This is a genomic window from Streptomyces sp. NPDC091371 (genome assembly GCF_040684275.1).
GTDB lineage: Bacteria > Actinomycetota > Actinomycetes > Streptomycetales > Streptomycetaceae > Streptomyces.
Genome location: NZ_JBFBFP010000033.1, coordinates 61,686 through 81,582 on the forward strand (window position 1 = coordinate 61,686; position 19,897 = coordinate 81,582).

Below are 19,897 nucleotides of genomic sequence, written 5' to 3' on the forward strand. Positions count from 1 at the left end.
GCGCCTAGACTCTTCGGCAGAAGAGATCGCCATCGGTCGGCCGGTTCTGAGGGGAGGGGGACGCAGTGGCACCGCAAGCACAGCCGCAGGCGCCAGGGCGGGCGCTGCTGCGCCATGCCGCCGTCTTCCTGCCCGCCGCCGTCCCCCGCGAGGGCCGGTTCGCCTTCTGGGCGCCCGATGGGGACCCGCTTCCCGCCGAGGGCGAGGGCACGCCGATGCCGCTCACCGTCGTACGCCCGCACGGTGACGGGGTCCGCAGCCGGACGGTGCCCGCGGTGACCTTCTCCGTGGCCGCCGCCCTGCCACTGCTCGTGCACGCGCCCCGGAGCCCCGCCGCGCATCCCGCGACCCGCGCCTGGGGCACCGCCGCCACGCAGGCCCTGACCCTGGCCGCGCGCGGCCGGCTGCTGCCCGGTCTGACCCCCGAGGGCATCGACGCCTGGCGTGCCGGGCCGCTCGACGCCGCCGATGTCGACCACCTCCGCGCGGTCGCCGCCGCGCTGCCGCGCGAGGGGTACGCGACGCCGCTGCCCGGGCGCCGCCCGCTCCAGCTGCCCGAGCCGGAGGCGCTGGTCCGCGCGTTCCTCGACGCCGTCGCCGACAGCCTGCCCCGCACGCCGGCGGCCGCCGCGGCCGCGGGCGGGCCGTTCGCCGCCCGGGAGCCGCAGCGGGTGGCCGGGATGCAGGAGTGGGCCGCGCAGGTCGCGGCCGGGTCCGATACGGGCGTGGGGATCTCGCTCCGGCTCGACCTGTCCTCCTTCACCCTCTTCGACGAGGCCGGCGATGCCGACACGCGCCGCGCCGGAGCCGCCGTCGTCCAGGTGCACAGCCTCGCCGATCCGACGCTGGTCACCGATGCCGCGCAGCTGTGGGCGGGCACGGCGGCCGCCGGGTTCGGGCCGCGCGCGCGGATCGACGCCGTGCTCGCGCTGCGCCGGGCCGCCCGCGTGTGGCCGCCGCTGCTGCGCCTCCTGGACCAGCCCGTACCCGATGCCCTCGCCCTGTCCGATCCCGAGCTCGAAGACCTCCTCGGGGTGGTCGGGAGCCGGCTGGCGGGCGCCGGGGTCCTGGTCCACTGGCCGCGCGAATTGGCCCGTACGCTGTCCGCGACCGCCGTCGTGCGGTCCACCGCGCCCGGATCGGCGACCGACGGCACCGCCTTCTTCGACGCCGACCACCTCTTCTCCTTCTCCTGGGAGCTGGCGCTGGGCGGCGACCGGCTGACCCCGGGGGAGATGGACGCCCTCGCCCAGGCGCACCGGCCGGTCGTGCGGTTGCGGGACCAGTGGGTGCGGGTCGATCCGGAGCTGGTGCGCAGGGCGCGCAAGCGGTCGCTGGGCCTGCTGGATCCGGTGGGCGCGCTGGCGACCGTACTGACGGGGACGGCCGAGGTCGACGGAGAGCCGGTGGAGGCCGTCCCGGTGGGGGCGCTGGCGGCCCTGCGGGAGCGGCTGACGGGGGAGTTGGCCCCGCTGCCCCAGCCCGCCGCGCTCAAGGCCACCCTGCGCGACTACCAGGCGCGCGGCCTGGCCTGGCTGGACCTGATGACCTCCCTCGGCCTCGGCGGCTGCCTCGCCGACGACATGGGCCTGGGCAAGACCGTCACGCTGATCGCGCTGCACCTGCACCGGGACCGCCCCGAGCCGACGCTCGTGGTGTGCCCGGCCTCGCTGCTGGGCAACTGGCAGCGGGAGATCGAGAAGTTCGCGCCCGGCACTCCCGTGCGCCGCTTCCACGGCGGCGGCCGCAGCCTCGACGACCTGACCGCGCCGGCCGGCGGGTTCGTGCTCACCACGTACGGGACGATGCGCGCCAGCGCCCCGCTGCTGGCCGAGCAGAGCTGGGGCATGGTCGTCGCCGATGAGGCCCAGCACGTCAAGAACCCGCATTCGGCGACGGCGAAGGCGCTGCGCACGGTTCCGGCGCCGGCCCGGGTGGCCCTGACCGGCACCCCGGTGGAGAACAACCTCTCCGAGCTGTGGGCGCTGCTCGACTGGACGACGCCGGGCCTGCTGGGGCCGCTCACCACCTTCCGGGCGCGCCACGCCCGCCCCGTGGAGCACCAGCAGGAGGAGGACGGCGGCAACGAGGCTGCCGTGGCCCGGCTCGCGGCGCTCGTCCGGCCCTTCCTCCTGCGCCGGAAGAAGTCCGATCCGGGGATCGCCCCCGAGCTGCCGCCGAAGACGGAGACCGACCATCCGGTCTCGCTCACCCGTGAGCAGGCCTCGCTCTACCAGGCCGCGGTGGACGAGGCGATGGCCGTGATCGAGGCGAGCGAGGGCATGGAACGACGCGGCATGATCATGAAGTTGCTGGCCTCGCTCAAGCAGATCTGCAACCACCCCGCGCAGTACCTGAAGGAGGAGCAGCCCCGCATCCCGCACCGTTCGGGCAAGCTCGCCCTGCTCGACGAGCTGCTGGACACGATCCTCGCCGAGGGCGGGTCGGTGCTCGTCTTCACCCAGTACGTGACGATGGCCCGGCTCATCGAGCGGCACCTGGCGGCGCGGGGGATCGCGCACCAACTGCTGCACGGCGGTACCCCGGTGCCGCTCCGCGAGGAGCTCGTGGACCGGTTCCAGGCGGGCGAGGTCCCGGTCTTCCTGCTCTCCCTCAAGGCGGCGGGCACCGGCCTGAACCTGACCCGGGCCGGGCACGTCATCCACTTCGACCGCTGGTGGAACCCGGCCGTCGAGGAGCAGGCCACCGACCGGGCCTACCGCATCGGCCAGACCCAGCCCGTGCAGGTCCACCGGATCATCGCCGAGGGCACCGTCGAGGACCGGATCGCCGAAATGCTGGAGGCGAAGCGGGCGTTGGCCGATGCCGTCCTCGGCTCCGGCGAGGCGGCGCTGACCGAGCTGACCGACCGCGAGCTGGCCGATCTCGTCTCCCTGCGCAGGCCCGCATGATCACCGCGCGCGACGACCGCCGCCGCACCTTCGAGACCGTGCCCGCCGGGGTGGAAGCCGTCAGCTGGTGGGGCCGGGCCTGGGTGTCGGCCCTCGAAGTGGCCTCCTCCGACGCGGCCCGCCTGGCCCGGGGGCGTGCGTACGCGGCCGAAGGGCACGTCGACGCGGTCACCGTCACCCCCGGCAGGATCGTGGCGTACGTCCGGGGGAGCAGGGCCCGCCCGTACCGCACCGAGCTGTCCCTGCCCGCCTTCGAGGACGCGGAGTGGCGGGAGCTCCTGGAGGCGGTCGCGGCCGATCCGGCGGCGCTCGCCGCGCTGCTGGAGCGGGAGGTTCCGCAGTCGCTCGCGGAGTCCGTCCTGCCCGGCGCGGGCGAGCTCGTCCCGCACTGCTCCTGCCCGGATTTCGGGCGTCCGCCGTGCAAGCACGCGGCGGCCCTCTGCTACCGGGCGGCCCGGCTGCTCGACGCGGATCCGTTCGTCCTGCTGCTCCTGCGCGGCCGGGGCGAGCGGGAGCTCCTCGATGAGCTCGGCCGCCGCAGCGCCGCCCACGCCGCACGCGAACAGCCCGACTCCGCACCGGACTTCCCCGGTGTCCCGGCCCGCGCGGCGCTCGCGCGCACCGGCCTGCCGCTGCTGCCCGCGCCGCTCGCCGCGCCCGCCGCGGCGGGGCTGCCGCCCGCCTACCCGGCCGACCCGGCCGCCCCGGATCCGCTCGCCCTGGACCAGCTCGCCTCCGACGCGGCCGCCCGGGCCCTGGCCCTGCTCACCACCGGGGAAGACCCGATCGCCGGACTCACCCTGTGGCAGGACGCCGTCCGCCTCGCCTCCGCGCACCCCACGGCCGGCCTCACGGGCGCCGCCCGCACCCTCTACCGGGACCTGGCCCGCGCCACCGGCCGGACCACCACCGACCTCGCCCGGGCTGCTGCGGCCTGGCGGCAGGGCGGCCGCCCCGCCCTCGCCGCCCTCGAAGAGCCCTGGGACCCCCCGGCCGGCCCCTTCGACCGCGCCCGCCCGGCGCTCCTCGCCGCCGCGCAGGGCTCCTTCCGCCCCGACCGCAACCGCCTCACCTGCGGCAACCGCCAGCTCCGCCTGGGCCGCGACGCCCTCTGGTACCCCTACGAGTCCCGCCTCATGGACGAGGACTGGTGGCCCACGGGCCACGCCTCGCCGGATCCGGTCACCGCCCTGCCGCGCTGAGCCCGGCGGCCCAGCGGGTCAGGGTGGTGAAGTCGCGGTCGCGCAGGCCGCGGCGGGGGTGGATGCGCAGGAGGAGGGCCGGGGCCGGATGGTTGGCCGTGACCCATGCGCGGTCGCGAGGCGTGATCATGTCGTCGACCCAGGCGAAGGGGCGGCCCGCCGCCCAGTCGACGAGGGCGCGGGTCTTCCAGGAGAGGCCGTCCGGGTCGTCGGCGAAGAGTTCCGGCCACTCGACCACGGGCAGGTCGCCGGGCAGTCCGATGTGCGGGGAGATGAGGGTGTTGGCCTGGTGGGTCCAGGCGGTGGCCCAGGTGAGTTCGAAGGGCAGGGCCAGCAACCGGGCCCCGTGGGCGGGGTGGAGGCGGACGCGCGCACCGCGACGGGCCCTGCGGGAATCCGGGTCGCGGTAGGCCAGCCAGACATCCGGCCGCATCCGGTGGCTCGTATAGCCGCGCAGACCGGCACTGAGCGACCGGAACGGGTTGAGGGGGCCGTCCACATCGAGGAGGAGCACGGGTCGTTCGGTCATGAAATAGGCACTACCCAGTACACGATGGAGTGAAATGCCTACCAGCCCTATAACCCGAACGGGTTCAGCGCGTTGTCTCCGGTGCGGGTGCAGCGCCCGCGAACTCCCCCGGAAGGCAGGGAAACTGATGCGGCACAGTCGTCGGAATGGCTTGATCGCGGCGGTGGTTGCGGGAGGTGGGCTGGCGGTCGCGGGTGTGAGCGGCTTCGCCCATGCCGACGCGGAAGCGGGCGGCCGGGCCGAACGCTCGCCGGGGCTGCTGTCCGGGAATCTGGTACAGCTCCCCGTGAACATCCCGGTGAACGTGTGCGGGAACACCGTGAGCGTGGTCGGCGTACTCAACTCGGCCGCCGGGAACCGCTGTACGAACGAGACGCCCGGAGGCGGCGGCGGGCATCCGGAGCCGAGGCCCTCGCATCCGTCGAAACCGGGGGCCGGGGCCGGTGGGGGCGCCTCGGCCGAAGCGCGCGGAAAGGATTCGCCCGGACTGCTGTCCGGCAACGGCCTCCAGCTCCCGGTCGACCTTCCGCTGAACGTCAGCGGCAACTCGGTGAACCTCGTCGGCGTCGGCAACGCCTCCCACGGCAACACCTCCGTCAACGGCGAGACGCCCGGCGAAGCCCAGCCGACCCCGCCGCCCGCGACCCAGCGGCCGGTGACCCCGCCCGCGCCGCCGCGGCAGCCCCGGCATACCGGCGTGCTCGCCCACACCGGCTCCGACGGCGTCGGCTACCTGCTGCCCGGCGGCGGCGCCCTGCTCCTGGGCGGAGTGCTCCTCTACCGCCGCTTCCGCCTCAACTAGGGGCCGTGCGCCACCCGTCCAGGATGGCGTCGATCCGCGCGGCGAGCCGGGCCCGGGCCGCGAAGCGCGGTACGCCCGCCATCAGCAGGGCGTCGTACTCCGTGTCGATGTGCCGTACGGCCGCCCGTACCGCCATGGAGACGGCCGGTTCATCCAGGGCCCGGCCGGCCGCCGTACGGCCCACCCGGCCGCTGCCGCGCAACGAGGCGTGCGCGGCGATCGCCACGGCCCGGTCGGCCGGGCAGCCGGGGAACAGCCGCACGATCTCGGCGGCGAACGCCGCCGTGAACCGGGAGTCCTCGGCAGTGCGCCGCACCCGGTCGCGCTCCCGGCGCCGGGCCCGCGCCTCGGCGTCCGCGAGACACGCGCGCTCCGCACCGGCCAGCGCGGCGTCCTCGACGAACAACCCCTGCCGCTCGTAGCGGCGGCGCCGCTTGTTGAAGCGGACGACGACGGCCGACAGCGAACTGGCCTCGCGGGACCGGCGGGTGAGCGCGGCGTCCCCGCGCGGCAGGTACACCAGATGCCCCAGGTCCGCGCAGTCCAGGCAGCGCGGCACGCCGGCCTCGCGCACGAGGTGCCGCAGGGGGCCTTGCCGGCACTCCGCGCAGTGGATCTGCTTCGCGGACTCGAACACCACCAGGCTCATACAGGTGTGATACCGCCTCAGGGCCCTCATATCACCTGACAAGGAGCGGAGGTTGATGTTTCACCAAGCCTTCCTCGATCGCGCGCCGCGCTTCTACCGTGAAGCGGTGGCCCGCAGCCGGTCCACGGAGGAGGGCACATGGCAGTACTGCAGATGAGGACCGCACCAAGACCGGCTGCGACCCCGAGGCCACCGGGCCGGGAGGTCGTCATTCCGCCGGGCGGCTGCACCGGCTGGCACTACCACCGGGTCCGGCTGGACGCCGTGGTCCTGGCGGGGACCCTGACCCGGGTGCTGTACGACGGCACGGTCGAGGTGCACCCGGCGGGGACGGCGTTCGTCGAACCGGCCGGCATCCACCACATCCACCTGGGCCACAACCTCGGCACCGAGCCGGTCGTCCTCCACCTGACCCCGGCGCAACCCGAGGGAACCCCGTTCTCCATACCCATGCCGGGAGCCACCCCGGCGTCCTGCGGACCACACGCTCACTGACAATGGACCGGTGAAGCTGGAAGCGATCACCTGGCAGCGGATGGCCGAACGGCTCGCCGGCCACCTCGACGAGGCCCCTGACCGGGGCAGTTGGCAGCGGGTCGGCATCGACGGGGCGCCCGCCGCCGATACCGGGGTGCTCGCGGGGCACCTCGCCGAGGCGCTGCGCCTGCGCGGCCGGTCCGCGCTGGTCGTGGCGGCCGAGGGGTTCCTGCGGCCGGCCTCCCTGCGCTTCGAGTTCGGGCGCGAGGACGTGGACGCGTACCTCGGGGGCTGGTACGACACCGCCGCGCTCTGGCGGGAGGTGTTCGGCCCGACGGACCCCGGGGGGAGCGGACGGGTGCTGCCGGACCTGTGGGACCCGGTGACCGACCGGGCGACCCGCAGCCCCTACGCCGAACTCCCGCCCGGCGGGGTTCTGATCGTGCACGGGCCGCTGCTGCTGGGGCACTGGTTCCCCTTCGACCTGAGCGTCCACGTCCGGCTCTCCGCGGGCGCGCTGGCGCGCCGGACCGAGGCCTCGGCCCGCTGGACCCTGCCGGCCTTCGCCCGGTACGAGGCCGAGACGGACCCGGCGTCGACCGCGGATGCCGTTGTCCGCGCCGACGACCCCCGACACCCCGCCTGGACCGGCATCCGGGCCGAGTAGCCGCTGCGCGGAGCCGTTCCCCCACCCCGCCCCTTCCCGAAACCGGAGGCCCTGCCCCCGGCCCCGCTCCTCAAGCGCCGGAGGGGCTGGATCTTGCCCGGGAGGGCTACGGGCGGCCGCCCAGGTGGGTTACCGCCAGGGCGGCGGCTCGGCAGGCGGCTCTCGTGGATTCCGTCGGGTCGGACCCGGAGAGGCGGGCCGCCAGGAAGGCTCCCGTGAACGCGTCGCCGGCCCCCGTGGAGTCCACCGCCTCGGCCGGTTCCGCCGCGACCTCGGCGGTGATCCGGCCCCGCTCGGCGACCAGCGCTCCCGCCGCGCCCCGCGTCACCACCACCAGCGGTGCCAGCCGGCTCAGCCGCACCGCCGCCCGGGACACCTCCGGCAGCCCGGCCAGCAGCCGGGCCTCGTCCTCGTTGCGCAGCAGTACGTCGACCCCCGCCACCGCGTCGAGGAACCGCCGCGGCCCCAGCGCGGCCAGGAACCCGGCCGACGCCGGGTCCACGCTCACCGGCACCCCCCGCCCCCGGGCCGCCCGCAGCGCGACCAGGGCCAGCTCCCGGCTGCTGTCGGCGAAGAACAGGTAGCCGGACAGGTGGAGGTGGGCGACCCCGTCCAGCAGCGACGGGGCCCAGTCCGCAGGACACAGCCGCAGCGCGGCCCCGCTGTCGGTCAGGAAGGTCCGCTCCGCGTCCTTGCCGACCAGCGCGACGACCGTCCCGGTCGGCTCGTCCGGGTCCACCACCAGCCGCGCCCGCACCCCCGCCGCGAGCAGCGCCTCCTCGTGCCAGCGCGCCGAATCCGTGCCCACCCGCGCGAGCAGGCGCACCTCCGAAGCCCCCGTACGGGCCGCCCAGCAGGCCGCGTTGGCTCCGGCGCCGCCCGGCAGGGTCCGGATGCGGGCAGCCGTGTCGGTGGCCGGAGCGAGCGGCTCCGGATGCACCGCGACCACGTCCGTCACCACGTCCCCCACGACGAGCAACGCCCCCGGCCGACCGGCCCCCGCCCCGCCGCCCCCCGCCGCGCTCACGCCCGCGCCGCCCAGGCGCCCGCGATCTTCGCCCCGAGCCGGACGTTGCCCCGTACCGCCGCCAGGTTCGCCTCCAGCGAGGCCCCGTCCGTCGCCCGGACCAGGAACCCCAGCAGGAACGGAGTCACCGCCTGCCCCGTGATCCCCCGCTCCCGGCACTCCGCGAGCGCCTCCGCCAGCACCCGGTCGTGCAGGTCCGGATCCAGCTGGTCCGCCTCCGCCACCGGATTGGCCACCAGCAGCGCCGACTCCGGCCCGCCCAGCGCGTCCTGGGCGGCCATCACCGCCGCGACCTCCTCCGGCCGGTCCACGGTCCAGTCCACCGGCTCGCCGGAATCGGCCAGGTAGAAGCCGGGGAACCGGCGCGTCCCGTAGCCGAGCACCCCCACCCCCAGGGTCTCCAGCCGCTGCAGCGTGGCCGGCACGTCCAGGATCGACTTCACCCCGGCGCACACCACCGTGATCCGCGTCCGCGCCAGCAGCGACAGGTCCGCCGACTCGTCCTGCGCCTGCTCCCACGCGCGGTGTACGCCGCCCAGCCCGCCCGTGGCGAAGACGCGCAGGCCCGCCCGGGCGGCCAGGAAGGCCGTCGCGGACACCGTCGTCGCCCCGGTCGCACCCGCCGCCAGGGCGGGGGCCAGGTCCCGGTGACCGAGCTTGCGGACCCCTTCCCCCGCGGCGATCCGCTCCAGCTGCGCCTTGTCCAGGCCCGCGTACGCGACCCCGTCCAGGACCGCGACCGTCGCCGGAACAGCGCCCTCCGATCTGACCAGCGCCTCCAGTTCGAGGCCCACCGCCAGATTCCGGGGGCGGGGCAGGCCGTGCGCGAGGATCGTCGACTCCAGGGCCACCACGGGCCCGCCCCGCGCGAGTGCCTCCCGTACCTCTTCCGACAGGACCGGGCCGACCGGCGGGGACGAAGCTGCTGTGTGCTGTGACATGTCCCCATCCATGGCACGCGATCGGCGCCCCCAAACACCCTCCCGCCACTCCCGTCCCGAGCTGTCCGAGTAGCGTCCCCCCCATGGACACCCGCGGCTTCTACGACGAACTCGCCGACCGCTACGACCTCATGTACGCGGACTGGGACGCGTCGGTCACCCGCCAGGGCCGGGCCCTCGGCCGCCTGCTGACCGACGCGCTCGGCCCCGGCCCGCACACGGTCCTCGACAACGCCTGCGGCATCGGCACCCAGGCCCTGGGGCTCGCCGCCCTGGGCCACCGGGTCACCGGGACCGACCTGAGCCCCGTCTCGGCGGCCCGGGCCGGGCGGGAGGCCGCCCGCCGCGGGCTCGATCTGCCCGTCGCGGCCGCCGACATGCGCGCCCTGCCCTTCGCGGACGCCTCCTTCGACGCAGTGGTCTGCGCCGACAACGCCCTGCCGCACCTGCTCACCGCGACGGACGTGCGCGCCGCCCTGGCCGAAACCCTGCGGGTGCTGCGCCCCGGAGGCCTGCTGCTGCTCTCCACCCGCCCGTACGACGAACTGCGCCGGTCCCGCCCGCAGAGCGAGGCCCCGCACGTCCGCACGGGCCCCGACGGGCGGACCATCACCTTCCAGCTGTGGCACTGGCACCCCGACGGGGAACGCTACGACCTGGAGCTCTTCCAGCTGCTGCCGGGCGGCGACACCTGGACCACGCGGACGTCCAACGCGACGTACTGGGCGCTGCCGCAGGAGCGGACCGCGGAGCTCGCCCGGGAGGCGGGCTTGCGCGACACGGTGTGGCACGGGCCGCGGGAGACCGGCTTCCACCAGCCGGTCCTGGCCGCCCGCCGCCCGGCGCCCTGACCGACCCGGCGCCGCACTCGACAGGGTGACCCGTCGGCCGGGCCGTTCCTGGACGCTCCGCTCACCGCGCCGCGCGGGCGGGCCGCACTACGCTCTCCCGCCATGAGCACCAGTGATCACTCCGCAGCCCCCGCCTCCTTCGCCGTGTCCGTACCGGACGCCGAGCTGGAGGTCGAGGACCTCGACCCCGACCAGATCGTCTCCGGGGAGCCCGTCGTGACGGGCCGGGTGCTGTGGGAGTCGGCGGACGGCAAACAGCTGCGCGGGATCTGGCAGATCACCCCCGGCGTGGTCACCGACGTCGAGGCCAACGAGCTGTTCGTGGTGGTCAGCGGCCGCGCCACCATCGAGGTCGAGGGCGGCGAGACCCTGGAGGTGGGCCCCGGGTCCGCCTGCGTCCTGCGGGAGGGCGACAAGACCACATGGACCGTGCACGAAACGCTCCGCAAGGCCTACCACATCAGCTACTGACCGCCCTTGGCGGCAGCATCGACCGGATGGCGGCGCGCGGTGAACAGCGCCAGCGCCGCCATCGGCAGCAGCAGCGCGGCGCCGATGGCGTTCAGCCAGCCGTAGCCCGCCTGGGACATGACCAGGCCGGCGGCCGCGCCGCCCACGCCCGCCGCGGCGTTCATCGTGAGGTCGCTCAGGCCCTGTACGGCGGCGCGCGCGGGCTGCGGCACCGAGTCGGTCAGCAGCGCCGATCCGGACACCATGCCGGCGGACCAGCCGAGGCCGAGCAGGAAGAGGCCGAGCGCGCTCTGCGCGTGGCTGGGCCCGGCCGTGCCGGCGAGCAGGGCGGCGACCGAGAGCAGCCCGGCGGCCAGACCGATCACGGCGAGCCGGCCGAGCCGGTCAGCGAGCCAGCCCATCACGGGCGAGAAGGCGAACATGCCGGCGATGTGGCCGCTGATGACCAGCCCGACGAGCTCCAGGCCGGCGCCGTGGTGGCCCAGGTCCATCGGGGTCATCACCATGATCGAGACCATGACGGTGTGTGACACCGCGACGGTGACGAGGGCGAGCCGGGCCCGGGGGGAGGCCTTCACGGCGGCGAACCCGGCGCGCAGCGAGCGGCCCTCGCGGGACTGCTCCTCGGGCGAGGCCAGCGAGCGGGCCGTCAGCAACGGGTCGGGCCGCAGGAGTACGGCGATCAGCGTGCCGGTGAGGACGAACACGACGGCGGCCCACACGAAGGGGCCGGCCGTCTCGGGTATGGAGGTGCCGGCGAAGCTGTGGCTGGCGGGGGCGGAGAGGTTGGGGCCGAGCACCGCGCCGAGGGTGGAGGCCCAAACGACGACGGAGATCGCCCGGGCCCGGCGGTCGGGGGCCGCGAGGTCGGCGGCGGCGAAGCGGGCCTGGAGGTTGGCGGAGGAGGCGGCGCCGAAGGCGGCCATGCCGAGCAGGAGCAGCGGGAAGTTCTTGATCGTGGCGGCGAGGACGACGAGCGCCGCGCCGACCGCGCCGATCGCGTAGGCGGTCACCAGACCGGGGCGGCGCCCGCGCGCGGTCATCAGGGCGGCCAGCGGCAGCGAGACCAGGCCGGCGCCGATCACCGAGGCGGTCGAGGCGAAGCCGGACAGCGCCTCGGTGCCGCTGATCTGCGTCGCGAGCACGGGGGCCAGGGCGATGCTGATGGGCACGCCGAGGCCGCCGAGGACCTGGCTGGCGATGAGCACCCAGGAGGTGCGCCGCTGCAACCGGGCCAGCTCCGCCCCGGTCCGGAGGAGCGGCGCGGTCGGCCGGCCGGTGCCGGGTGCGGCGGTCACGCGGTACACCCCCGTCGCGGCAGCGGGGAGCGGGGCGAGGGCTGGCCGGGTGCGGCGGCAGAAGTAGTCACCGCGGCAGTTTCCCACCCCTTACCTCGGGACGGAACCGAGAATCCGGGGCCCGGCAGGGCTCGCGTCCAAGAGCCGGGCCGCGGCTCCGCAGGGCCCGCGTGGCACGCGTTGGCGGCCGGGCCGTTCTCGTGGGGCGGGTCCGGGCCGGCCCGGCAGGGGCCCGGCCCGGCCGCGACCGGTGGAGCCGTCAGAACAGGGGCTCCGGCAGGACCCCCTCCAGGGCGAGGAGCCGCCGCTTCGTCTCCACGCCGCCGCCGAAGCCGCCGATGCCCCCGTCGTTCTCCACGACCCGGTGGCACGGCACGACCACCGGCAGCGGATTCGACCCCATGGCGTTGCCCACGGCCTGCGCGGCCCCCGGCTGGCCCGCGCGGGCGGCCAGTTCCCCGTAGCCGACGACCGCCCCGTACGGGACGGAGCGGTCCAGCTCCTGGAGCACCTGCCGGTTGAAGCCGGAGCTCAGGCGCCAGTCCAGCGGCAGTTCGAAGCGCTTCAGCGAACCGGCGAAGTACGCGGCGAGCTGGCGTACCGGCTCGGCGAGCAGCACCTCCTCGCCCGGCGCGGGCCGCCACGCGTCCGCGCCGAGCCGGGAGACGAGCGAGCCGATCATCGCCTCGACCCGGCCGGGCCCGGCGTGGAACTCGACCCGGACCAGGCCCTCCGGGGTCGCGGCCAGGAGGAGCGGCCCGATGTCGGAGGCGACGACGGTCCATTCGAGGTGCGGCCCGCGCGGCCGCTCGGTGCTGTCCACGCCTCCACCGTACGGGCCGCCACCGACAGCGCCGTGCTCAGAAGTCGCCGACCGCCTCCCGGATGACGTCGGGGGCGTTGGTGATGATCCCGTCCACCCCCATGGCCTTCACCTTCCGGGCGGTCGCCGCGTCGTCCACGATCCAGGTGTCCACCTCCATGGCCTTGCCGTGGGCGCCCCGCAGGCCGTGCACCGCCGCGACCCAGTCGGCCGAGATCGTGGTGTGCCACGGGTTGATCCGGTCGGTGAACTCGGCGTAGCGCGGCAGGTCGGCCACCGTGGGGGTGCCCAGGAAGGCCGTCACCAGGTCCGGGCGCAGCCCGTGCACCACGCGTACGGAGTCGGCGCTGAAGCTCTGCACCACCAGCCGCTGCGCCACGTGCCGCTCGTCGAGCCAGCCGGCCTCGCCGAGCACCTTCAGGGTCTGCTCCTCGATCCCCGGGTAGAGCTCCGGCTTCTTGATCTCCAGCAGCAGCCGCTGCCGGTTGCGCTGCACCCGGTCGAGGTACTCCCGCAGGGTCGGCACGAAGGCGCCCGCGTACTCCTCGCCGAACCAGCTGCCCGCGTCCAGCCGGGCGATCTCGGCCGCCGTGAAGTCCCCGACCTTCCAGGGCCCCCGGTCAGGGAAGACCTGTTCGACGTCGGTGGTCCGGGCGAGGGTGTCGTCGTGGACCACCACCAGCTCGCCGTCCTTCGTGCGCTGCACGTCGTTCTCGACCCAGTCGAAGCCCAGCCGCATCGCGAGGTCGATCGCGTCGAGGGTGTTCTCCGGGGCGTATGCCGAAGCCCCCCGGTGGGCGTACACGACGGGTCCCCCCACCGCCGCCCGGCCGGCGGCGGAGCCGGGGCCGGGTCCGGCACCGGTGGCTGTGTCCGGGCGGGCGGCGGCCGAGGCCGTACCGCCCAGCAGGGTGAGGGTGAAGCCCAGGAATGCGGCGGCGGTCGCGGCGGCGGGTCGGACGTACATGTCGTTCTCCTCGGGTCGTGAGCCCTGTTCCTGCGTCAAACGGGTGCGGAGCGGCAGACGTTGTGGCGATGCACTTCACGTCGGTTCACGTCGGTTCACGTCGGTTCACGGCACTTCACGGCGGGCCGTCACCGCGATCATGGGGTTGAAGATCACCGAGCCGCCACCGAACTACGACAAACGGACCAGAACGGGTGAGCCCGCCCGGGCCGCCGGCCGACCGCGCGCGGCGCGTCCCCGTGCGGGCGCGTGAGTGTCGGTGGCGGGCCGTACGGTTGACTCATGCGGCCCGTATCGAAGATCGAACGCACGGTGGCGCCTTTCGAGGTCGTCAGCCCCTACCAGCCCAGCGGCGACCAGCCGGCGGCCATCGCCGAGCTGGAGAAGCGCATCCGTGCAGGTGAGAAGGATGTCGTCCTGCTGGGCGCGACCGGCACCGGAAAGTCGGCGACCACCGCCTGGATGATCGAGAAGCTCCAGCGCCCCACCCTGGTGATGGCGCCGAACAAGACGCTCGCCGCCCAGCTGGCGAACGAGTTCCGCGAGCTCCTGCCGAACAACGCGGTCGAGTACTTCGTCTCGTACTACGACTACTACCAGCCCGAGGCGTACGTACCGCAGTCCGACACCTACATCGAGAAGGACTCCTCGATCAACGAGGAGGTGGAGCGGCTGCGCCACTCCGCGACCAACTCGCTGCTCACCCGGCGCGACGTGATCGTCGTCGCCTCCGTGTCCTGCATCTACGGTCTCGGTACCCCACAGGAGTACGTCGACCGGATGGTCTCCCTCAAGGTCGGCGAGGAGATCGACCGGGACCAGCTGCTGCGCCGCTTCGTCGACATCCAGTACACGCGCAACGACGTCGCCTTCACCCGCGGCACCTTCCGGGTGCGGGGCGACACCATCGAGATCTTCCCGGTCTACGAGGAACTGGCCGTCCGCATCGAGATGTTCGGCGACGAGATCGAGGCCCTCTCCACCCTCCACCCGCTCACCGGCGAGGTCATCAGCGAGGACCGCGAGCTCTACGTCTTCCCCGCCAGCCACTACGTCGCCGGACCCGAGCGCATGGAGAAGGCGATCGCGGGCATCGAGGCCGAGCTGGCCGAGCGCCTCGCCGAGCTGGAGAAGCAGGGCAAGATGCTGGAGGCCCAGCGGCTGCGCATGCGCACCACTTACGACCTGGAGATGATGCGCCAGATCGGGTCCTGCTCGGGCATCGAGAACTACTCGCTGCACATGGACGACCGCGAGCGCGGCTCCGCGCCCAACACCCTCATCGACTACTTCCCCGAGGACTTCCTCCTCGTCATCGACGAGTCGCACGTCACCGTGCCGCAGATCGGCGCCATGTACGAGGGCGACGCCTCGCGCAAGCGGACCCTGGTCGACCACGGCTTCCGGCTGCCGTCCGCGCTGGACAACCGGCCGCTGAAGTGGGAGGAGTTCCTGGAGCGGATCGGCCAGACGGTCTACCTGTCGGCCACCCCCGGCAAGTACGAGCTCTCGCGCGGCGACGGCTTCGTCGAGCAGATCATCCGCCCCACCGGCCTCATCGACCCCGAGGTCGTCGTCAAGCCCACCGAGGGCCAGATCGACGACCTGGTGCACGAGATCCGGCAGCGGGTGGAGAAGGACGAGCGGGTCCTGGTCACCACCCTCACCAAGAAGATGGCCGAGGACCTCACCGACTACTTCCTCGAGCTCGGCATCCAGGTCCGCTACCTGCACAGCGACGTGGACACGCTGCGCCGCATCGAGCTGCTGCGCGAGCTGCGGTCCGGCGAGTTCGACGTCCTCGTCGGCATCAACCTGCTGCGCGAGGGCCTCGACCTGCCCGAGGTCTCCCTCGTGGCGATCCTGGACGCCGACAAGCAGGGCTTCCTGCGCTCCGGCACCTCGCTCATCCAGACCATCGGCCGTGCCGCGCGCAACGTCTCCGGCCAGGTCCACATGTACGCGGACAGCATCACCCCGGCGATGGCGCAGGCCATCGACGAGACCAACCGGCGCCGGGAGAAGCAGGTCGCCTACAACACCGCCAACGGGATCGACCCGCAGCCGCTGCGCAAGAAGATCAACGACATCGTCGCCACGATCGCCCGCGAGGAGCTCGACACCGAGGAGCTTCTCGGTACCGGCTACCGGCAGACGAAGGACGGCAAGGCGCTCAAGGCGCCCGTGCCGGCGTTGGGCGGCAAGCCCGGACAGGCGAAGGCCGGCAAGGGCGCGAAGGGGGCCAAGGGGGGCAAGGCCGCCGAGGTGCTCACCGACCGGCCCGCCGCCGAACTGGCCGCGCTCATCGAGCAGATGACCGAGCGTATGCGCGGTGCGGCGGCCGAGTTGCAGTTCGAGGTCGCGGCCCGGATCCGGGACGAGGTGGGCGAGTTGAAGAAGGAGCTGCGGCAGATGAAGGAAGCGGGCCTCGCCTGACCCGGAGCCTGTCAGTAGGGTTGGGTCACAGCCGCAGGTACATGCTGCGCGCCCGTTCAACGGGGCGGGCTATGGGAGAGGGGACACGCGTGACGGTCAACATGACCAAGGGCCAGGCCATCAGTCTGCAGAAGGCGGACGGGGGGACGCTGACCGCGGTCCGGATGGGCCTCGGCTGGCAGGCGGCGAAGCGCCGCGGGCTGTTCGGCTCGCGGACCCGGGAGATCGACCTGGATGCCTCGGCGGTGCTCTTCGCCGACAAGCAGCCGGTGGACGTCGTCTTCTTCCGGCACCTGCAGAGCGACGACGGTTCGGTCAAGCACACCGGTGACAACCTCGTCGGCGGCGCCGGCCAGGGTGGCGACGACGAGTCGATCCTCGTCGACCTCCAGCGGGTTCCGGTCCACATCGACCAGATCGTCTTCACGGTGAACTCCTTCACCGGCCAGACCTTCCAGGAGGTCGAGAACGCGTTCTGCCGCATCGTCGACGAGACCAACGGCCAGGAGCTGGCTCGCTACACCCTCGCCGGCGGCGGTCAGTACACCGCGCAGATCATGGCGAAGGTGTCGCGCGTGGGCGGCGGCTGGCAGATGACGGCCCTGGGCACCCCGGCCAACGGCCGGACGTTCCAGGACCTCATGCCGGCGATCCTGCCGCACCTGTAAGCGAAGAAGGAACGGGGGGAGACGGGACGATGACGGCCGAACTGGTCCGCGGGCAGAACCATGCCCTGTCCGAACACCAGGTACGGATCACGGTCTCGGCCGGCACTCCGGTGCTCGCGCTGGCCTCGCTCGCGGACGAGCGGGGCACCGTGATCGGTCCGGACGGGATCGCGCACCCCGGTGCGCGCGCCCTCGCGGGGGTGGAGGCGCCCGACGGGTCCGCCGCCCGGCACCGGTTCGCCGTCGACCTCGACGCGGTGGCCGCCGAGGTCCACCGGGTCGGCGTCCTGATCTCCCTCCCGCCGGGCGGCCCGGCCCGCTTCGGCTCCGTCGCCGCCTCGCACGTCTCCGTCGCGGGCATGGACGGCACCGAGCTGGCCGAGTACACCCTGACCGGCCTCGACGCCGAGACCGCCGTGGTGGCCCTGGAGCTCTACCGGCGCCAGGGCGCCTGGAAGGTCCGCGCCGTCGGCCAGGGGTACGCCGACGGCCTCGCGGCCCTGTTCGCCGACCAGGGGCTCGCCGCCCCCGCCGCGGCCGAGCTGGCCGCGCGCGTCCACGCGAGCGTCGCCGCCCCGGTGGCCTCCGACCCGGTCCCCGTCGCACCCGACCCCGTCCCGGTGTCCGGGGTTCCGTACCCGGGCACCCCGGGCCCGGCCCCGACGCCCGCGCCGACGCCCACCCCGGCGCCCCAGGCGGAGAGCACCCCCGGCGACACCACCGTCAACTACGCCCACCCGCGCCGCCGCACCAGCACCGAGCCGCCCGAGCCCGCCCCGCGCCCGGCCCCGCCGCAGCAGCCGGGCGAGTTCCCGCGCCCCGTCGCGGGCGACGCGAGCGGCTGGTCCATGGAGGAGCGCCTCTACAACCAGGTCTGGGGCATGTTCGAGGACCTGGCCCGTGCCGTCGCCGCCTACCGCGGCGCCGTGGAGTTCGCCGACTCCCGCATGGACCGCGAGCTCGACGAGGTGCTGTCCGACCCCCGGCACCGGATCGGCGGCTCCGGCAACGCCGCCCGCGACACCGCCCGGGCCCGGCGCGACGAGCTCGTCGCCCAGGCCCAGGCCGTCCTCGACCGGGACCTCGCGCAGCTGGTCGCCGAGTCCGAGGTGGTCGAGCCCGCCCTGCCGGCCTCGTACGCACGGTGGGACAACCCCGTGTGGCACGGACACCACACGCCCGAGGAGAATCCCCTCGCGCTGCGCCTGGGGGACCTGCACCTGCCCGAGCGGCCCGACCTGCGCATCCCCATGCTGGTCCGCGTGCCGCTGGAGCGCGGGCTGTGGATCGACAACGGCCGCACCGGCTCCGAGGCCGCGATGGCCATGGACACCGACCGGCTGCGCCGGGCCGCCATGGACATGGCCGTCGCCTACGCGGCACGGCTGCTCGCTTCCCACCCGGCCGACCGGTTCTCCGTCCACGTCATCGACGCGGCCGGGGCCGGAGCCGCCTCCCTGGCGCCGCTCGTGCGCGCCGGGGTGCTGGCCGGGCCGCCCGCCGCCGGGGCCGCGGGGGTCACCGCGACGCTGGAGAAGCTGACCCGGCGCGTGGACCTCGTACAGATGGCGCTGCGGGCAGGCGCCCCCGAGGACCTGCCGCCGGACGTGGACACGGCGGAGCAGCTGCTGATCGTGCACGACTTCCCGCACGGCTTCGACGACCGGGCCGTCACCCGTTTGCGCTATCTGGCCGACGAGGGTTCCGCGGTCGGCGTGCACCTGCTGATGGTCGCAGACCGTGACGAGGCCTCGGCCTACGGGCCGCTGCTCGACCCGCTGTGGCGCTCGCTGATGAGGCTGTCGCCCGTGCCGGACGACCACCTCGCCGACCCGTGGGTGCACCACCAGTGGACCTTCGAGCCGAACCTGCCGCCGCAGGGCAGCCTGGTCATCGAAGAGGTGCTGGAGCGGGTGGCGGCAGCCCGCCGCAGAACCCGCCCGTGACCATCCCTTGGGATTCCCTTTACCTTTTCTGCCCCTGACGGGTATGGTGTGGAGCGCGGAGGGGAGTATTCCTGCTTTCCTGCTACGGCGTACCCGTCAATACGGACCTGCTCCTGCGGTTACAGAGCGCAGTCGGTCCCGGGGCGCCGGCCCGCGGCCTCCAGGTCGACCGGGTGGAAGAGACCTCCGGCAGCGATGACGCTGACGAAGTGCTGAGCCATCTGCCGGAGGCATGACAACCGTGGACGTTTCCTGGACCCTGTGGGCCGTGACCATTCTTGGTCTCTGCCTGCTCATCGGCGCCGATTTCTTCATCGGCCGCAAACCGCACGACGTATCGATCAAGGAAGCGGGCATCTGGACGGTCGTCTGGATCGTCCTCGCCGGACTCTTCGGCCTCGGCCTGTGGTTCTTCGGCAACCCCCAGGCTTCCCAGGAGTTCTTCGCCGGCTTCATCACCGAGAAGTCCCTCAGCGTCGACAACCTCTTCGTCTTCGTCCTGATCATGGCGAAGTTCGCGGTGCCCTCCCACCTCCAGCAGCGCGTGCTGCTCGTCGGCGTGCTGATCGCCCTGGTGCTGCGCGCGATCTTCATCGCCGCGGGCGCCGCGATCATCGCCAGCTTCTCGTGGGTCTTCTACATCTTCGGCGCGTTCCTGATCTACACCGCGTGGAAGCTCATCCAGGAAGCCCGCAAGGACGAGGACGAGGACGAGTTCGAGGAGAACCGTCTCCTCAAGTCCGTCGAGAAGAAGTTCGGCGTCGCCGACCAGTACCACGGCACCAAGCTCTTCATCGTGAACAACGGCAAGCGCGTGCTGACCCCGCTGATGGTCGTCATGCTCGCCATCGGCACCACCGACGTCCTGTTCGCCCTGGACTCGATCCCCGCGATCTTCGGCCTCACCCAGGACCCGTACATCGTCTTCACCGCCAACGCCTTCGCGCTGATGGGTCTGCGCCAGCTGTACTTCCTCATCGGCGGCCTGCTGGAGAAGCTGGTCCACCTCAGCTACGGCCTGTCGATCATCCTCGGCTTCATCGGCATCAAGCTCGTGCTGCACGCCCTGCACGAGTCCGGGGTGCACGTCCCGGAGATCTCGATCCCGGTCTCCCTGGGCGTCATCTGCGGTGTCCTGGTCATCACCACGATCACCAGCCTGATCGCCTCCAAGAAGCAGGCGGCGGCCGAAGCCGCAGCCCGCCCGGAGAGCGTCGACGCCTGATCCCTG

Annotated in this window: 18 protein-coding genes; 11 read left to right on the plus strand and 7 right to left on the minus strand. The window is 73.7% G+C overall.

Annotated features, from left to right (window positions below; genetic code table 11):
• The first annotated feature begins 65 nt into the window (after positions 1-65).
• Complete coding sequence (locus tag AB0O21_RS28640) at positions 66-2,912, plus strand: DEAD/DEAH box helicase (RefSeq protein ID WP_365175682.1); 2,847 nt, start codon at positions 66-68, stop codon at positions 2,910-2,912.
• Positions 2,909-4,114 carry an SWIM zinc finger family protein gene (locus AB0O21_RS28645; protein ID WP_365175684.1) on the plus strand — a complete coding sequence of 402 codons (1,206 nt, stop codon included), beginning with the start codon at positions 2,909-2,911 and terminating at the stop codon, positions 4,112-4,114. The genes AB0O21_RS28640 and AB0O21_RS28645 overlap by 4 nt, the downstream gene beginning before the upstream one ends.
• Here the strand turns inward: AB0O21_RS28645 and AB0O21_RS28650 are convergent.
• Positions 4,095-4,643, minus strand: coding sequence for a hypothetical protein (locus AB0O21_RS28650; protein WP_365175686.1), 549 nt, complete (start codon positions 4,641-4,643; stop codon positions 4,095-4,097). The genes AB0O21_RS28645 and AB0O21_RS28650 overlap by 20 nt on opposite strands.
• Positions 4,644-4,806: 163 nt before the next feature.
• On the opposite strand from AB0O21_RS28650, the gene AB0O21_RS28655 reads away from it, so the two are divergent.
• Positions 4,807-5,445 (plus strand): chaplin, encoded by a 639-nt coding sequence (locus tag AB0O21_RS28655; RefSeq protein ID WP_365175688.1) that lies wholly within the window; start codon positions 4,807-4,809, stop codon positions 5,443-5,445.
• On the opposite strand, the gene AB0O21_RS28660 is transcribed toward AB0O21_RS28655, so the two are convergent.
• Positions 5,438-6,094 (minus strand): DUF2293 domain-containing protein, encoded by a 657-nt coding sequence (locus AB0O21_RS28660; protein WP_365175690.1) that lies wholly within the window; start codon positions 6,092-6,094, stop codon positions 5,438-5,440. The two genes, AB0O21_RS28655 and AB0O21_RS28660, sit on opposite strands and share 8 nt — an antisense overlap.
• Before the next feature lie 138 nt (positions 6,095-6,232).
• Between AB0O21_RS28660 and AB0O21_RS28665 the strand changes: the two genes are divergently transcribed.
• On the plus strand, positions 6,233-6,589 hold the full coding sequence (locus AB0O21_RS28665) for a cupin domain-containing protein (RefSeq protein WP_365175692.1): 357 nt from the start codon (positions 6,233-6,235) through the stop codon (positions 6,587-6,589).
• A gap of 10 nt (positions 6,590-6,599) precedes the next feature.
• Positions 6,600-7,238, plus strand: a complete 639-nt coding sequence (locus tag AB0O21_RS28670) for a uridine kinase (RefSeq protein WP_365175693.1) — start codon at positions 6,600-6,602, stop codon at positions 7,236-7,238.
• Between the two features lie 106 nt (positions 7,239-7,344).
• Here AB0O21_RS28670 and AB0O21_RS28675 read toward each other — a convergent pair whose 3' ends face one another.
• Both AB0O21_RS28675 and AB0O21_RS28680 read right to left on the minus strand, forming a co-directional pair.
• Positions 7,345-8,265: a PfkB family carbohydrate kinase gene (locus tag AB0O21_RS28675; RefSeq protein ID WP_365175695.1), complete on the minus strand. Its 921-nt coding sequence runs from the start codon at positions 8,263-8,265 to the stop codon at positions 7,345-7,347.
• The gene (locus AB0O21_RS28680) at positions 8,262-9,206 is read right to left on the minus strand and encodes a pseudouridine-5'-phosphate glycosidase (protein WP_365175697.1); all 945 of its coding nucleotides are present in this window, start codon (positions 9,204-9,206) and stop codon (positions 8,262-8,264) included. The genes AB0O21_RS28675 and AB0O21_RS28680 overlap by 4 nt, the downstream gene beginning before the upstream one ends.
• A gap of 83 nt (positions 9,207-9,289) precedes the next feature.
• Here AB0O21_RS28680 and AB0O21_RS28685 point away from each other — a divergent pair, with 83 nt between their 5' ends.
• Both AB0O21_RS28685 and AB0O21_RS28690 read left to right on the plus strand, forming a co-directional pair.
• Positions 9,290-10,057, plus strand: coding sequence for a class I SAM-dependent methyltransferase (locus AB0O21_RS28685; protein WP_365175699.1), 768 nt, complete (start codon positions 9,290-9,292; stop codon positions 10,055-10,057).
• Between the two features lie 102 nt (positions 10,058-10,159).
• Positions 10,160-10,528, plus strand: a complete 369-nt coding sequence (locus AB0O21_RS28690) for a cupin domain-containing protein (protein WP_365175701.1) — start codon at positions 10,160-10,162, stop codon at positions 10,526-10,528.
• Here the strand turns inward: AB0O21_RS28690 and AB0O21_RS28695 are convergent.
• From AB0O21_RS28695 to AB0O21_RS28705, 3 genes are all read right to left on the minus strand, one after another.
• Entirely contained in the window at positions 10,522-11,757 is a 1,236-nt protein-coding gene (locus AB0O21_RS28695; protein ID WP_365175726.1) for an MFS transporter, read from the minus strand. The genes AB0O21_RS28690 and AB0O21_RS28695 overlap by 7 nt on opposite strands.
• A gap of 328 nt (positions 11,758-12,085) precedes the next feature.
• Positions 12,086-12,649, minus strand: a complete 564-nt coding sequence (locus AB0O21_RS28700) for a methylated-DNA--[protein]-cysteine S-methyltransferase (protein ID WP_365175703.1) — start codon at positions 12,647-12,649, stop codon at positions 12,086-12,088.
• Positions 12,650-12,686: 37 nt separating this feature from the next.
• Positions 12,687-13,616, minus strand: a complete 930-nt coding sequence (locus tag AB0O21_RS28705) for a glycerophosphodiester phosphodiesterase family protein (RefSeq protein WP_365175705.1) — start codon at positions 13,614-13,616, stop codon at positions 12,687-12,689.
• Positions 13,617-13,898: 282 nt separating this feature from the next.
• Between AB0O21_RS28705 and uvrB the strand changes: the two genes are divergently transcribed.
• From uvrB to AB0O21_RS28725, 4 genes are all read left to right on the plus strand, one after another.
• Positions 13,899-16,052 carry an excinuclease ABC subunit UvrB gene (uvrB, locus tag AB0O21_RS28710; RefSeq protein WP_365175707.1) on the plus strand — a complete coding sequence of 718 codons (2,154 nt, stop codon included), beginning with the start codon at positions 13,899-13,901 and terminating at the stop codon, positions 16,050-16,052.
• An 89-nt stretch (positions 16,053-16,141) separates the two neighbouring features.
• Positions 16,142-16,720, plus strand: coding sequence for a TerD family protein (locus tag AB0O21_RS28715; RefSeq protein WP_365175709.1), 579 nt, complete (start codon positions 16,142-16,144; stop codon positions 16,718-16,720).
• Positions 16,721-16,749: 29 nt separating this feature from the next.
• Positions 16,750-18,666: a TerD family protein gene (locus AB0O21_RS28720; protein ID WP_365175711.1), complete on the plus strand. Its 1,917-nt coding sequence runs from the start codon at positions 16,750-16,752 to the stop codon at positions 18,664-18,666.
• Between the two features lie 241 nt (positions 18,667-18,907).
• Positions 18,908-19,891 carry a TerC family protein gene (locus AB0O21_RS28725; RefSeq protein WP_365175728.1) on the plus strand — a complete coding sequence of 328 codons (984 nt, stop codon included), beginning with the start codon at positions 18,908-18,910 and terminating at the stop codon, positions 19,889-19,891.
• The last annotated feature ends 6 nt before the right edge of the window (positions 19,892-19,897 follow it).

Excerpts from the sequence above, each read along its gene's own strand:
- AB0O21_RS28645 (WP_365175684.1), top strand. The coding sequence starts at position 2,909 with ATGATCACCGCGCGCGACGACCGCCGCCGCACCTTCGAGACCGTGCCC.
- AB0O21_RS28650 (WP_365175686.1), bottom strand. The coding sequence starts at position 4,643 with ATGACCGAACGACCCGTGCTCCTCCTCGATGTGGACGGCCCCCTCAAC.
- AB0O21_RS28660 (WP_365175690.1), bottom strand. The coding sequence starts at position 6,094 with ATGAGCCTGGTGGTGTTCGAGTCCGCGAAGCAGATCCACTGCGCGGAG.
- AB0O21_RS28665 (WP_365175692.1), top strand. The coding sequence starts at position 6,233 with ATGGCAGTACTGCAGATGAGGACCGCACCAAGACCGGCTGCGACCCCG.
- AB0O21_RS28680 (WP_365175697.1), bottom strand. The coding sequence starts at position 9,206 with ATGTCACAGCACACAGCAGCTTCGTCCCCGCCGGTCGGCCCGGTCCTG.
- AB0O21_RS28685 (WP_365175699.1), top strand. The coding sequence starts at position 9,290 with ATGGACACCCGCGGCTTCTACGACGAACTCGCCGACCGCTACGACCTC.
- AB0O21_RS28690 (WP_365175701.1), top strand. The coding sequence starts at position 10,160 with ATGAGCACCAGTGATCACTCCGCAGCCCCCGCCTCCTTCGCCGTGTCC.
- AB0O21_RS28705 (WP_365175705.1), bottom strand. The coding sequence starts at position 13,616 with ATGTACGTCCGACCCGCCGCCGCGACCGCCGCCGCATTCCTGGGCTTC.
- uvrB (WP_365175707.1), top strand. The coding sequence starts at position 13,899 with ATGCGGCCCGTATCGAAGATCGAACGCACGGTGGCGCCTTTCGAGGTC.
- AB0O21_RS28720 (WP_365175711.1), top strand. The coding sequence starts at position 16,750 with ATGACGGCCGAACTGGTCCGCGGGCAGAACCATGCCCTGTCCGAACAC.